Annotated in this window: 13 protein-coding genes and 1 pseudogene; 9 read left to right on the plus strand and 5 right to left on the minus strand. The window is 61.6% G+C overall.

The window, feature by feature from the left end; genetic code table 11:
• Window positions 1–51: 51 nt before the first annotated feature.
• The 4 genes and pseudogenes from DLM86_RS17055 to DLM86_RS32735 all read right to left on the minus strand — a co-directional run.
• Window positions 52–336, minus strand: coding sequence for a DUF4183 domain-containing protein (locus DLM86_RS17055; RefSeq protein ID WP_110841251.1), 285 nt, complete (start codon window positions 334–336; stop codon window positions 52–54).
• 83 nt (window positions 337–419) lie between these two features.
• On the minus strand, window positions 420–671 hold the full coding sequence (locus DLM86_RS32105) for a DUF4183 domain-containing protein (RefSeq protein WP_110841252.1): 252 nt from the start codon (window positions 669–671) through the stop codon (window positions 420–422).
• Between the two features lie 609 nt (window positions 672–1,280).
• Window positions 1,281–1,547, minus strand: a complete 267-nt coding sequence (locus DLM86_RS32730; protein ID WP_245954682.1) for a YiaA/YiaB family inner membrane protein — start codon at window positions 1,545–1,547, stop codon at window positions 1,281–1,283.
• A pseudogene (locus DLM86_RS32735) lies at window positions 1,527–1,724 on the minus strand (YiaA/YiaB family inner membrane protein); the annotation flags it as partial. The pseudogene DLM86_RS32735 and the gene DLM86_RS32730, both read right to left, overlap by 21 nt.
• 230 nt (window positions 1,725–1,954) lie before the next feature.
• Here DLM86_RS32735 and DLM86_RS17075 point away from each other — a divergent pair.
• From DLM86_RS17075 to DLM86_RS17085, 3 genes are all read left to right on the plus strand, one after another.
• On the plus strand, window positions 1,955–2,722 hold the full coding sequence (locus tag DLM86_RS17075) for a DeoR/GlpR family DNA-binding transcription regulator (protein ID WP_110841377.1): 768 nt from the start codon (window positions 1,955–1,957) through the stop codon (window positions 2,720–2,722).
• A gap of 157 nt (window positions 2,723–2,879) precedes the next feature.
• On the plus strand, window positions 2,880–3,743 hold the full coding sequence (locus DLM86_RS17080; RefSeq protein WP_245954671.1) for a DMT family transporter: 864 nt from the start codon (window positions 2,880–2,882) through the stop codon (window positions 3,741–3,743).
• A gap of 154 nt (window positions 3,744–3,897) precedes the next feature.
• Window positions 3,898–4,734: a YitT family protein gene (locus DLM86_RS17085; protein ID WP_245954684.1), complete on the plus strand. Its 837-nt coding sequence runs from the start codon at window positions 3,898–3,900 to the stop codon at window positions 4,732–4,734.
• 289 nt (window positions 4,735–5,023) lie between these two features.
• Here DLM86_RS17085 and DLM86_RS17090 read toward each other — a convergent pair whose 3' ends face one another.
• A complete protein-coding gene (locus DLM86_RS17090; protein WP_158289522.1) occupies window positions 5,024–6,994 on the minus strand; it encodes a 5'-nucleotidase C-terminal domain-containing protein in 1,971 nt (656 codons plus the stop codon).
• 356 nt (window positions 6,995–7,350) lie between these two features.
• Between DLM86_RS17090 and DLM86_RS17095 the strand changes: the two genes are divergently transcribed.
• The 6 genes from DLM86_RS17095 to DLM86_RS17120 all read left to right on the plus strand — a co-directional run bounded on the left by DLM86_RS17095 (window position 7,351) and on the right by DLM86_RS17120 (window position 14,165).
• Window positions 7,351–8,391 carry a LacI family DNA-binding transcriptional regulator gene (locus DLM86_RS17095; protein ID WP_110841257.1) on the plus strand — a complete coding sequence of 347 codons (1,041 nt, stop codon included), beginning with the start codon at window positions 7,351–7,353 and terminating at the stop codon, window positions 8,389–8,391.
• A 65-nt stretch (window positions 8,392–8,456) separates the two neighbouring features.
• Window positions 8,457–10,115 carry an extracellular solute-binding protein gene (locus tag DLM86_RS17100; RefSeq protein ID WP_158289523.1) on the plus strand — a complete coding sequence of 553 codons (1,659 nt, stop codon included), beginning with the start codon at window positions 8,457–8,459 and terminating at the stop codon, window positions 10,113–10,115.
• Window positions 10,116–10,201: 86 nt separating this feature from the next.
• Window positions 10,202–11,092: an ABC transporter permease gene (locus DLM86_RS17105; protein WP_110841259.1), complete on the plus strand. Its 891-nt coding sequence runs from the start codon at window positions 10,202–10,204 to the stop codon at window positions 11,090–11,092.
• 18 nt (window positions 11,093–11,110) lie between these two features.
• Window positions 11,111–11,995: a carbohydrate ABC transporter permease gene (locus tag DLM86_RS17110; protein WP_110841260.1), complete on the plus strand. Its 885-nt coding sequence runs from the start codon at window positions 11,111–11,113 to the stop codon at window positions 11,993–11,995.
• 27 nt (window positions 11,996–12,022) lie between these two features.
• On the plus strand, window positions 12,023–13,399 hold the full coding sequence (locus tag DLM86_RS17115; protein ID WP_245954673.1) for a CehA/McbA family metallohydrolase: 1,377 nt from the start codon (window positions 12,023–12,025) through the stop codon (window positions 13,397–13,399).
• A complete protein-coding gene (locus DLM86_RS17120; protein ID WP_110841261.1) occupies window positions 13,380–14,165 on the plus strand; it encodes an endonuclease/exonuclease/phosphatase family protein in 786 nt (261 codons plus the stop codon). The genes DLM86_RS17115 and DLM86_RS17120 overlap by 20 nt, the downstream gene beginning before the upstream one ends.
• Window positions 14,166–14,208: the final 43 nt, after the last annotated feature.

Below are 14,208 nucleotides of genomic sequence, written 5' to 3' on the forward strand. Positions count from 1 at the left end.
AGAAGCAGAGACGCCAATCGCTCTCTGCTTCTTTGTTTTGGGCCGGACGAATCAGGTTATGATAAATTCGACAATAAGAGGGGTGGCGTCGTCCAGGGCGTCGCCGCCCGGAATCGTAATCGCCGTCGTCGTGACGGTGGACGTGTCGCCCGTCTGCAGCACCGCGTTGATATACAGGTTGTAGTACGCGTACGAGGCCGGGAATGCGGTCGCGGCGGCGCCGGTATCGTCGGTGAACGCCGTGGCGGCGATGGCGAATGTGGCGCCGGTGCCGGTACCGGCTCCGAACGTGCCGGAGAAGCGCCGGCCGGCCATAAACGGTTTGACTATCGGCATTGTGCTCACCTCCCTCCTTTCCTTAGTAAATGCAGCTTGTCTCGAAAAGGAAGGGCGGAGCGCGAGGGTGGATTTCCTCAATTTTACAGGAGCGGGACGGCGGTGAAGTTCATCACCTCGAGAACGATCGGCGTTCCGGCCATAATGGTACCGTCCCCCGCGTTAAGCGTAAGCGCGGTTGGCGTCGCGCGGAACGATCCGCCTCCTTGCATCATGCCGTTGACATACAAATTCGTATAGCTGAACGGCCCGAGCGTCGGAAACGAGGCGACCTCGGCTCCGTCGTCGTTCGTAAACTCGGAGGCCGGGAGGACGACGGGCGCCGTCAAGTCCATGTCCGAATCGGCGATGTAGAAATAGCGTCCCCCTCCGGGGACGATCGCAATCGGAGGGACGACGACCTCCCCCGGTATGCCTTGCGGCCCTTCCGGCCCGACGGGACCGGCCGCGCCGCTCTCGCCGCGGGCGCCGGGCCCGCCCGATGCGCCTCGAGGGCCTTGCAGCCCCGCGGGCCCTTCTCCGCCCGGAGGCCCGCCCGGCCCTTCCGCTCCTCGCGGACCTGCCGGCCCCTCGGCGGCCGGCCCCGGAAGCCCCGCCGGTCCGGGCGGGCCAAGCAGCCCCCCCGGTCCCCGGGCTCCGTTTGGCCCGGGCCGGTAAGCGAGCCATCCTCTCCGCCGTCTTCGTACGCGCCTACAGGCGGAGCGCCTGTTCCATACACGCGCTCCGCGTCTGCCGCGCACACTTTTTCGCTTTCGCGTTTTGACGCGCATGGCACCCCGTCGGGATCGCCCTCGTGTTCGTCGGCATCCCATTTTCGCATTCCCCCGATTCCCTATTTTCCAATATGTGTATGTCGGCGCCCGCCGATCCGAAAGGGGCGGGTGACCGGCATGGAGGCGGACGGGAGCCCGACTTTCCGGCTGCAACCGGCGCATCGCGCCCGGTTACTCGTGCGGCTCTGACGGGACGGAGACGATCAGGTCGTCGTCCTCTTTGTTGTCGCGGACGGTCTTTTGCAGAACGAACGAGGACATTGTCAGAAACAGCGCGCATACCGCATAGTAGCCTTGCACCGACAGCGGCTGGTTCAGGTTGCAAATGCCGATGAACATGGCGACGAGCGCGGTGCCGAACGCCGCCCAGGACAGGAACGTGAAGGCGCCGGTATTCCGTCTTTTGCCGGTGGGGGCGTCTTCCTGGTTATCGCGGATCGTCTTCTGCAGGACGAAAGCGGACATCGTCAAGTACAGGGCCGCTACGGCGTAGTAGCCTTTGACCGAAAGCGGCTCCTCCAGCGTATAAATGCCGATGAACATGGCGATAAACGCGCAGGCGAACGACGCCCAAGCCAGAAACGTAAATGCCGCCGTATTTCTTCTTCTTGTCATGATCCAACACCTCGTTCGGGAGTTTGGCGCCGGACGCTGCGGATGAGCCTTGAGCCCGGTATCGTCCGCGTTATCGGACGGTTATGGTCACGTCTTAGCACCTGATCCTAGTTTACGACGGCGGCAAGCGGCGGAATAGTACTAACTTTCCGTAGTACCGGGCTTTATGGTACACTGTGGGACATAGCGATGTGCCGCCGGCGGCGGCGATGCGGACGGAGGGGAACGGATTGTTTGCGCAGCAAAGGCATCAAGCGATCGTTCAAAAGCTGGAGCGGGAAAAATCGGTCAAGGCGTCGGAGCTGATCGAGCTGTTCGGCGTGTCGTTCGAGACGATTCGCCGCGATTTGGAGCATTTGGAGGCGCAAGGAGCGCTGAAGCGCGTTCACGGCGGCGCGATCTCGAACGAATTGGATTACAGCCGGGAAATTCCGCTTCCGGTCCGGGAGACGGCCTTCCGGAAGGAGAAGAGCGAGCTGGCCGAAATCGCTTCGCGGTACGTCTCCGAAGGGCAGTCGATCGCCATGGACGTCAGCACGACGAATACCGAATTCGCCAAGCTGCTGAAGACGAAGTTCGAGCGGCTGACGGTCATTACGAACTCGCTGCCGATCGCGAACGTGCTCGTCGACATGCCTCACTATACGATCGTGCTGATCGGGGGCGTCATCCGCAACGCGGAGCAGAGCGTCATCGGCGACTTGGCCGAACAGTTCGCGGCGCGGTTCCATCCCGACCTGTTCTTCATGAGCATGAGCGGGGTGACGATCGCCGAAGGGATAACCGACTTCGGCATCGGGGAAATCCAGGTGAAGAAGACGATGCTGCGCAACGCGAAGCGCACGATCGCGCTGGCGGACAGCAGCAAGTTCGATTGCGTGTCGCTGACGAAAATATGCGGCGCCGGCGAGGTGGAGCGCTTCGTCACCGACCCGGGCATCGACCGGGCTATTGTGGAGCGATATGCCCGGCACGGAATCGAAATCGTCTTCGAGTAGGGCGGGCAAGGAACGGAAAGGAAGGCGGACATTCGAACGGGATCGGCCGAAGAAACGGTCGGTTCTTTTTTTTGCCCGAAAATGATGTTGTATTTATGTTAATTATGTTGTATATATGTGTGTATATTTGTTTTTGTGTGAAATGAGGAGGGACGTCATGTCATTGCCGGAGCTTTCGCTGCTTTTCGTCATCGGTTCGGGACTCGCCCATGCGGTGTGGAATTTGTTTGCCAAGCAAAGCGAGGACAAGGCCGCTTTTTTGTGGGCGATGTACATCCCGTCGACGATTGCGCTGCTGCCGCTCGCCGTGGCCGAAGCGTCGCGGCTTCCCGTTACGGCCCGGGCGCTTCTTCCGGTCGCCCTGTCGATCGCGCTCCAAAGCGTCTACGCGCTGCTGCTCGCCCGGACGTACAAGCGGAGCGACCTGTCCCAGGCTTACCCGGTCATGCGGGGAACGTCCACGCTGCTCATCCCCGTGCTCGGCGTCGTCTTCCTCGGCGAGTCGCTTCCCGTCGGAGGCTGGCTCGGCATCGCGTGCCTGATCGCGGGCTTTGCGGTCATGAGCGGCTGGAATCCGCTGCGCGGCCGTCCGCACGTGCCGTTCAAGCCGTTTTTGCTGGCGCTCTCCGTCGGGTTATGCACGACGTGTTATACGCTCGTCGACAAGCTTAATCTCGCTGCCTTGTCGCCGCTCGCGCTGCTCGCCGTCACGAATGTCGGGTTCATTCTGGGCTTGACCCCGGCGGCTGTCGCCTCCGGCGCCATCCGGCGCACGGTCGTCCGCCGCTGGAAGTCGTTCGCGGTAGGGGCGGTTCTGTCGCCGGGCTCGTATTTGCTGTTCCTGTTCGCGATGCAGCACGCCCAGGTGACGTATATCGCGCCGCTGCGGGAGGTCGGCATCGTGTTCGGGGCGCTGCTCGGCATGGTCGTCCTGAAGGAGAAGCACGGCGCGGTCCGGATTGCGGCTTCCGTCGTCGTCGTAACGGGCATTTTCCTCATCGCGGTATCGGGCTACCGGTGAACGCTTCCGCAAGCCGGGTTGGTAACGAAGGGGAATCGTGGGTACACTACAACCGTGATCCACTCCGACCTGTGGCAGAAAGGAGACGTTCGCATTGGCGTCATCCCCCGGAACGCCGGCCGAAGCTTGCCGGCAGCACAAGCGCAGCACGAAGCTGCAAATCGTCAGCCGGGCGCTGCTTATTTTTTTGGGCGCGGCGCTCGTATCCGTCGGTCTCGAAATTTTTTTGGTGCCGAACCATATTATCGACGGTGGGGTCGTCGGCATCTCGATCATCAGCCAGCATTTGACGGGGCTGCCGTTAGGCCTGTTTTTGACGGTGATCAACTTGCCGTTTCTGTATATCGGCTACAAGCAAATCGGCAAAACGTTCGCGTTGTCCACGCTGTACGGCGTTATCGTCATGTCCGTCGGCACGGCGCTGCTTCACCCGGTCGCTCCGATTACGATCGATCCGCTGCTCGCGGCCGTATTCGGCGGCATCATCCTCGGCATCGGCGTCGGCATGGTCATCCGGACGGGCGGCTCGCTCGACGGGACGGAGATCGTGGCGATCTTGCTGAACAAGCGGTCGCCGTTCTCGGTCGGCGAAATCGTCCTGTTTTTCAACCTGTTCATTCTCGGCAGCGCCGGCTTCGTCTTCGGCTGGGACCGCGCGATGTACTCGCTGATCGCGTACTACATCGCCTTCAAAATGATCGACTTGACGATCGAGGGGTTCAACGAGTCGAAGTCGGTTTGGATCATCAGCGACGAGTACCGGACGCTCGGAGACGCGATTTTGAACCGGCTCGGCCGCGGCGTCACGTATTTGAGCGGGGAAGGCGCCTATACCGGCGACGACAAGCAGGTCATCTTTTGCGTCGTCACCCGGCTCGAGGAAGCGAAGCTGAAGTCGATCGTCGAGGAGCTCGACCCGTCGGCGTTTCTCGCCATCGGCAACATCCATGACGTGCGGGGCGGCCGGTTCAAGAAAAAGGACATCCATTAGCTCTTCCCTCAACACAACGGCTCCCGATGATTAGATCGGGAGCCGTCACCGGCTTGTTGAGAAAGTCCTAGGAGTGTTTATGAGATACGAAATGGGGGAGGGAGATGCGCGTAAAGCGAAGCGGCTGACTTTAAAATCGAGCTGTATCCCGATTTTCAAAGAAAACAGCTCGATTTTAACGGAAGTGGAGCGCATTCCCTTGCCCCATGCCTTACCTACTTCCTCTCTATCCCGACTTTCTCAACAGCCTCAAGACGGCTCCCGATCAAGTCGGGAGCCGTTTCCATCTTCATTTCATCGCCTTCCACAGCAGATGGGCGGCCTCGGCGCGCGTGACGTATTCCTTCGGCGCGAACCGGTTGTGAAGCCGCCCCGTCAGCAAGCCTTGCCGGGCCAATCCGGCTACCGCGCCTCTCGCCCAGTCCGACAGCCGGTCGTCGTCCGCAAAATTCGCCGATTCCGCCTCCGCGACCGGACGGCCGTTGGCGTCCAGCGCCGCCTTCAGCATAACCGCCGCTTCTTCCCGCATCAACGGGGCGTCCGGCTCTTGCCGGTTCGAACCGTTCCCGTTCCACGCCGATCCGGAATCGAAGGGGAACGAGCGGTTCAGCAGCCCGGCCCATTCCGCCCGGGTTATCGCTTGATCGGGACCGAAGCGTCCGGCATCCGTTCCGTCCATCCAGCCTTGGCCGTACAGCCCGTACACGCCTTCCTGCGCCCAATGACCGAAGGGGACGTCGACGAAGCCGTTAACGCGGATCCGTCCTTCGGTCTTCGCATCGATCGTGCCCAGCTTCTTCGCATACGCCACGAGCAGCTCGACGTCGGTCAGCGCTTCATTCGCCGAGACGATGCTTTTCGCGTCGCCGAACATCGTATAGCTGTCGCCGCCCGTGAACATATAGTTGGACAAGGCGACCTTGTACCGGGCGTTCTTGTCGACGGGAACGCCGTTCGCCTCCGCATCCTCGATCCGCCGCCCCGTAGGCTTGCCGGGATTGTAGACGTACGAGACGCCGGACACCTGCAGAAACCGGCCGGCCAGCTGTTCGGTCGCGGACACGCCGTTCTCCAGAGCGGCTAGCAGCGTTTCCCCGCTCATCTCCGCCGCGACGATTTTGTTGCCGAAGGGCAGGATGGACTTGGCGTCCTTCAACGTGAACGTTCCCGCTTTCGCGCTTGCCCGGATGCCGCCGCCGTTCGCGAACGCGACGTCGGTCCGGTAGTAATCCTTGTAGGCGTCCGCGATCCAATTGCCGACGGCGGTTTCCCGGTAGCGGGACTCGTGGTTGTCCCCGTAGGCCAAATCGGTTTTCGTCACGGCGATCGGCTTCCCCAGCTCCTCGTCGAGCTTGGCCTGGTACGCTGCAGCCAGTTCGGCCAGCGCCTTGTCCTCCGGAACGGTTTCATCGGCCTTCCAGATGTCGTGGGAAAGAGTGACGGTTCCGTCGGACGTTTTGCTGATATCCAAGCGGACGACCGATCCCATGTTCCCTTGGGGAGAGAAAATAAGCCGGTTCCCCTCGTTTACTTCATGAACGGACGACCGCTCCTCGGCCTCCTCCTCGGTAAAGACGACCCGGATTTCGGGAACGGCCTGCAGCAGCGCTTTATCGTCGGCGACCGGCTGCTGGGTCAACGCGATGACGAGATCGGGGTTCCCGTCCCGCTTCAGCTTCTCCACCGCTTTCCGGGCCGACTCGATGACGTCCAGCTGCTTCACGTGATCGTCCTGGGTCGTCGTATCCATGGCGCTCGTCAAGCCGATGACGCCGATGCGGATGCCCTGCTTGTCGAACAGCTTGTATGCCGGCACTTGGGCGAAAGGCTTCCCGTCCTGGCCCGCCAAGTTGGACGAAATCCAGTCGAATCGGGACGCCTTGACCAATTCGATCGTATTCGCCGCACCCGCATCGAAATCGTGCTGACCGAAATTCGCCACGTCGATCGGAATCGCGTTGAACGCTTCGACCATCGGAAACCCTTTGAACACGCCGCCGAAAAGCGTGCCGCCGCCGAGATCGCCTCCGAACGCGACGATTTTCTCGTTGTTCACGCGATCGACCAGCGTCTTGATCCGCGCGACTCCTCCTCGGGTTCCGAGCTTGTCCGACACGGGGGCGATTTCGTGTCCGTCGTTGAAATACAAAAAGGAAACGGTTGCCGGTATGGCCGGTTCCGCCCGCGCGGGCTCGTTCCAGCCGAACGGAGCGGCCGCGATCGAGAAAAGCAGAACCGAATGCAACAAACGTTTTGACATGGGGCGTTCCATCCTTTCGCCATTGTTCGAGACGGGTTCGTTTCGCCTTTTCATTATAGGCGAACGGAGGGGCGGGAATATGTCGGCCGCGTAAAGATTTGGTAACGATTGCGTAAAGGACCGTTCTCCGCGCCGAGACGACGGTTCTCCCGGCAGCCGCATCGTCCGCCGAAGAAAGCGTTTTACCCGATGGTGTTATTAAACCGGTTTCGTGAATATATATCCGTATAACGCTTGCGAACGCGCACCTTTCACGCAGCTTCACACAATATCAACATCGCACTAACACTCCGTTTATAAAACCGGTTTAATCTATTCGGTGAGAACGAAAACGAACGAAGCGAGGGGGAGGGTACTTGGCCACGATCGACGATGTAGCCAGAACGGCAGGCGTTTCGAAGAGCACGGTGTCCAGCGTGTTCAGCCAGAAGCGGCCGATCAGCAAAGAAGTGACCGAACGGGTTCTGGCCGCCGCCCGTCAGTTGGATTACAAACCGAATTACTGGGCGAGAAGCTTGGCGAACAAGACGACCCGCATCATCGGCTTGAACATGCCCGGCGAACGGGTCAAATTCAGCTTGTTCCATCTGTCGCTGCTGAACGGCGTATTGAGCGAGTGCAGCTCGAGCGGATACCGGCTTCTCGTCAATTCGCTGTCGAGAACGTACTTGGACGAAGTGCCCCATTTGGCGAAAGAACCGGTGGACGGCGACATTCTCCTCGATCCCGTGGAGGGCGACGTCCGCATCGCCGACCGGATCCGCCAGAAGCTGCCGTTGGTCGTCATCGGCAGGCCGTCCGGAGAATTCGAATCGAAAGTATCGTACGTCGACAACGACAACGTCGAGAACGGCAGGCAGGTGACCGAGTATTTGCTCGGACTCGGGCATCGGCGCATCTTGTTTCTGAACGCCTCCGCCGGCAAAACCGTATCCGCGGACCGCGGACTGGGCTACCGGAGAGCGCTCGAGCAAGCCGGCGTGCCGTTCGATCCGCAGCTGCTCGTCCATAAAGACCCGAACCAAACGTCGTCCGACTTCGGATACGCCGTATCGAAAAAAGCGATCGCAAAGCATCCCGATATTACGGCGATCATTACCGATACGGACAAAATGGCGGTCGGCGTCTACAAAGCGGCGGCGGAGGCGGGAATCGCCATTCCGGGCGACTTGTCGGTCATCGCGTTCAGCGACGAAACGGTATTCGCAGCCGAGCTTCATCCTCCGTTGACGGGGGTGAAGCTATTCGGCGAAGAGCTCGGACGGGAGGCGGCGAAGCTGCTGATCGACCAATGCGTCTCCGGGAACCGCTCGGTGAAGCGGGCGCTGATCGCCACGGAAATGGTCGAGCGCGGCTCGTGCGCGGCGGCCCCGGTCCGGGCGGCAACGGACCATTGAACGGAAGGACGGTACCGGCCCATGCGAGGCCGGCGAACGTTAAAACGAAACGGGAGGGATACGCGATGAAAAAAGCGACAACGTGGATTGCCGTGACGGCGCTTGCGGTGCTGGCGTCGGCATGCGGAAGCGGCGGCCAGGGGGCGGAAGGGGGAAGCGGGCAAAAAGCGGCCGATCCGGCGGCGGGCCAACCGGCGAAAATCGATCCGTTCCGGATGCCGAATCCGATCGAGGTGACCACCTTCAAAAGCGTCAGCGCCGGCGCGAAGCTGACGGCCGGCGACACGGTGGAAAACAACCAATATACGCGATACATCAAGGATAAAACGAACATCGATTTCAAAATATTGTGGTACGCGTCGGGGACGGACTACGATCAAAAATCGAAGCTCGCGATCGCGAGCGGCGACATTCCGGATGTGCTGATGGTCGACGAGCCGACATTTCTGTCGCTCGCCGAAGCGGGCCAGCTCGAAGACTTGAGCGGCGTCTACGAGAAGTACGCGTCGCCGCTAACGAAGGAGCTGTACGCCTCGACGAACAACAAGGCGATCGAGAAGGCGACGTACAAAGGCAAGCTGATGGGCATTCCGAACATCAGCGTGCAGGCGGATGCGGCGAGCCTGCTGTGGGTGCGCAAGGACTGGCTCGACAAGCTCGGCTTGCAGCCGCCGAAAAGCGTCGACGACATCGCGGCGATCGCCAAGGCGTTCGTCGAGCGCGATCCGGACGGCAACGGCAAGGCGGACACGATCGGCTTGACCGGCTCGAGCGGCATCAACGTCCCCGGCAAAGCCGGCCACCACAATTGGAAGGGACTGTTCCTTGCGTATAACGCTTACCCTGCCAACTGGATCAAGGACGGCTCGGGCAAAATCGTATACGGCTCCCTGTCGCCGGAGACGAAGCAGGCGCTCGGCAAGCTGCGCGACATGTACGCCGCCGGCTTGATCGACAAGGAATTCGCCCTGCGCAAGGACGGCAACCAGCCGGTCATCGCCGGGCAGGCCGGCATGTTCTTCGGTCCGTGGTGGTCGGGCGGCGTCGTCGCCGACACGATGACGAACAACCCGAAGGCGGAGTTCGAGCCTTACCTGATCCCCGACGCCAAAGGGCAGTACAACAATTTGATGGTACCGGTCAGCAACCGGTTTATCGTCGTGAAGAAAGGGATGAAGCATCCGGAGGCGGCCGTCGTATACGCCAATACGTTCATCGCCGCCCAACGGAAGACGGACCCGGATTCGGCGAAGCTCGACTTTACGGTCAGCGCCGAATATTGGCCGATCGGCAACGCCACGTACGATTACGCGGACGCGGTCGAGCGGAAGTCCGAGACGTTGAAAAAAGCGATGAACGGCGAAATCAAGCCCGAGTCGCTGAACCCGGAAATGAAGGCGCTGTACGACAACGCCATGATCGACAAGGCGAAGCCGAAGGCCGACTTGAAGGTGTGGCGGACGTTTTACGGCTATACCGCGCCGGCCGAGCTGCTGAAGCGGAAAATGAACCAGGTGTACAGCGAATATACGGCGACGACGAAGACGATGGAGCGGAAATGGGCGAACCTGCAAAAGCTGGAAACGGAAACGTTTCTGAAAATCGTCATGGGCGAGCTGCCGCTCGACGCGTTCGACAAATTCGTCGCCGACTGGAAGTCGCAAGGCGGGGACGACATCACGAAGGAAGTGCAGCAGGAAGTCGACAAGTCCAAAGGCAAATAAAGGCCGGGGCACGGAAGCGCCGCCGCGTGCGCGGGGAGCGGCGGCGCTTCGCGGCCTCCCGACCTTTCGACTAGGAGGGCCGAGCCGTGAATATGAAGTCGTATCACAAGCACTACCATCTCATGCTGCTGCCGGGCGTCGTCCTGCTTGTCCTGTTCCATGTCGTCCCGATGTTCGGCATCGTCATCGCCTTTCAAGATTTCAAGATCGGCCGGGGCATCTGGAACTCGGAATGGATCGGCTTCGACAATTTTACGTACTTGTTCGAGCTCCGGGACAGCAAGGTGATCTTCTTCAACACCGTCTTCATCGCGCTGTCCAAAATCGTCGCGCATCTCGTCGTTCCGCTCGTCTTCGCCCTGCTGCTGAACGAAGTCCGGATCATGGCGGTGAAGCGGTGGGTGCAGACGGTCGTCTACTTGCCCCATTTCATCTCGTGGGTGATCTTGGCGGGCATCGTCATCGACATGCTGTCGCTCGGCGGCATCGTCAACCAGACGCTGAAGTCGATGGGTGTCGAGCCGATCATGTTCCTCGCGAGCAACAGCTGGTTTCCCGCCATCGTCGTCGGCAGCGACATCTGGAAGGAGTTCGGCTTCGCCGCCATCGTCTACTTGGCCGCGCTCGCCGGAATCAATCCCTCGCTCTACGAGGCGGCGGAGATGGACGGCGCCGGCCGGTTCCAGAAGCTCGTCTACATTACGATGCCGGGTCTCGCCTCGACGGTCGTTCTGCTCGGCACGCTCAGCATCGGCAACATTTTGAACGCCGGCTTCGACCAAATTTTCAACCTGTACAACCCGCTCGTCTACGAGTCCGGCGACATTATCGACACGTACGTATACCGGGTCGGCCTCGTCCAAGCGCAGTACGGCTTCGCGACGGCCGTCAGCCTGCTGAAGTCGGCCATCGGGTTCGTGCTGATCGTCCTGTCGTACCGATTGGCTTACCGGTACGCCAATTACCGCATTTTTTGAGAAAGCGGGTGACCGTCGTTGGTCCGCAATCGCACGTTATCGGCGCGGCTGTTCGATACGGCCTTGATCGCCTTCATGCTGCTGCTGTCGTTCGTGTCGCTCGGCCCCGTCCTTCATACGGTCGCCGTCTCCTTCAGCGACAACGCCGCGGCGGCCGGCGGCTTCGTCAAGCTGTGGCCGAAAGGATTCACGCTGGAATCGTACCGGAAAATCATGGAGGAGCCGCATTTTCTCCATTCGTTTTACGTTTCGGTGAAGCGGGTGCTGGTCGGGGGCGCAATCAACTTCGTGCTGACCGTTCTGATGGCGTACCCGCTGTCGAGAAGCCCGAAGGAGTTTCCGTACCGGAACGCGTACATGTGGTTTCTGCTCGTCACGATGCTGTTCAGCGGCGGCATCATCCCGCTTTATTTGACCGTCAAGGCGCTCGGGATGTTCAACACGATCTGGGCGCTCGTGCTGCCCGGGGCGGTGCCGGTATTCAACGTCGTGCTGCTGATGAACTTCTTCCGCAATATGCCGAAGGAGCTCAGCGAGGCGGGCTATATGGACGGCGCCGGCCCGTGGTATTTGATGCTGCGGGTGTACGTGCCGCTGTCGCTGCCATCGCTCGCCACCGTTACGCTGTTCAGCATCGTCGGGCACTGGAACGCGTTTTTCGACGGGATGATCTTCATGCGCAACATGGAGCATTACCCGCTGCAGACGTACATTCAGCAGCTGGTCGTACAGATCAACCTCCAGGAGCTCGACTCCACCCAGGCGGAGCTGCTGCAAAAAATTTCGGAGAAGACGCTGAACGCCGCGAAAATCGTCGTGTCGATGGTGCCGATTCTGATCGTCTATCCGTTCCTGCAAAAATATTTCATTCACGGCATCATGCTCGGCTCCGTCAAGGAGTGAGGAGCTGCCGGGGAAAGGGGGGCCATCATGTCGATGCCGCGCGCAAAGGAAAGCCTCGTCCGCACGTTCCGGCGGGACATCTCCCGCGAGGAGCAAGGGACGTATATCGAAATTCCGTTCGCCATGCCGGAAGGAACGGAAACGCTGCGTATCGCCTACGCGGTCGAATCGCGCGGCGAGCCGAAGGCGACGATCGACCTCGGCGTCCGCGACGCCGGGAAGGTGCGCGGCTGGAGCGGCGGCGCCCGCAGCGAATGTTTCGTCGGGCGGGAGAAAGCGACCCCGGGGTATACGCCCGGCGAGCTGACGCCCGGCGAGTGGGCGGTGCTGCACAACGCGTACCGCGTGCCGGAGGGCGGCTGCACCGTGACGGTGACGGTGGAATGCGAGCCCGAGACGCCGCGGTGGCTGAAGGGCGACCTGCACATGCACAGCGTCCACAGCGACGGCACGTTCACGCTTCTGGAGAATGCGGCCGTTATGGAGGAGCTCGGCTGCGACTTTCTCGCGATGACGGACCATAATACGACGAGCCAAAACGCCGCTTATCCGCGCGAAACGTCCGTCGTCCTCATTCCGGGCATGGAGTTCACGACGAATCGCGGACACGCCAATTTGCTCGGCGTGCCGGAGCCGCTGGACGACTTCCGGGTCGCCGGTCAAGACGACGTCGATCGGAACATCCGGACGGCCCGGGAGCGCGGGGCGCGCGTCGTGCTGAACCATCCGCACTGCCGGCACTGTCCGTGGCTGTGGGATTTCTCCGCCGACATCGATTGGGTCGAAGTATGGAACGGCCCGTGGTCGGAGTCGAACGAAGCGGCGCTCGACTGGTGGCACCGGCAGCTGGCGTCGGGTCGCCGGCTGGTTGCCGTCGGGGGAAGCGATACGCATCGTCCGCACCCGTACGTCCGCCACGCGATGCCGACGACGTGGGTGTACGCCCGTACGAAGACGGTGAACGGCATCCTGGAAGGGATCGCGCGGGGGCACGTGTCGATCGGCTATGCGCCGGACGCGCCTTTCCTCGAGCTGGCGTGCGGCCCGTACCGGATCGGCGACGCCGTACCCGCGAACGGCGACGCGCCGGAGGAGGTCGAGCTTCGCGCCGAGCGTCTGCTGCCGGGCGACGTCGTCAGGCTGATTGGCGAGGAAGGGACGGTGCGGGAGTGGACGATCGGAGGCGAGCCGGAGTCCGGTCCCTGGCCCGAGACCGGGGCCGGGGCCCGAACGGCAGCCGCACGGTCGTTCCGGCACCCCGTCGGCGGCGGCCTTTCTTTCCTCCGCGCGGAGGTGCGAAGGCATTTCGCCGAGGCGGACCGGACGCTGCTCGCCGCGATGACGAATCCGATCTATTTCGCGAAAGGGGAAGAGGGGCTTGAACATGACCGTCATGACGTTTAATTTGCGTTACCCGGAAACGAAGGACGGCGCGAACTACTGGCCGCACCGGATCGGCCGGGCGGCGGCCGCCATTCTAGAGAACCGCCCGCTCGTCGTCGGCACGCAGGAGGGCTACCATTCGATGCTGACCGATCTCGAGCCGTTTTTGGACGGCTACGCCTGGGTCGGGGAAGGGCGCTTCGGCGGGCGCGAGAACGAGCACAACGCCGTGTTTTACGACACGCGCGAGCTGGAGCTCGTCCGGCACGGGCAGTTTTGGCTGTCGGAGACGCCCGATACGGCCGCTTCGAAAAGCTGGGAGAGCATGTTCCCCCGCATTTGCACATGGGCGTCGTTCGTTCGGCGCGAGGACGGAGCCGCCTTCTACGTCTACAACACGCACCTCGACCATTACAGCCAAGCGGCGAGAGACGGGGGCGTTCGGGTCATCCGGGAGCGGATGCGGGTGCAGCGCGAGTCGGACGGCATCCCGGCCGTGCTGCTGGGAGATTTCAACAGCGTACCGGGCGACTGGCCGATCCGTTTTTTGCGGGGAGAGACGGAGGACGAGGGGGGGCGGGCGCTGATCGACGCCTACTCCGCCATGGAAGGCAGCCCGGGCTTAACCGCCCACGGCTTCCGGGGCGGCGAGGCGGGGGAGCCGATCGACTACGTCTTCGCGACGCCGGAATTCCGCGTCGAATCGGTGCGGGTCGACCGCACCGAATACGGGGGCGGGCTGCCGTCGGATCATTATCCGATCGTGGCGGCGCTAAGCTTGGGATAGGCGGTTCGGTACCGAACGGCGCACGACGGTTGCCGTGTAAGAG

Origin of the sequence: Paenibacillus flagellatus (assembly GCF_003217775.1) — a bacterium.
Taxonomy (GTDB): Bacteria; Bacillota; Bacilli; order Paenibacillales; family NBRC-103111; genus Paenibacillus_AB; species Paenibacillus_AB flagellatus.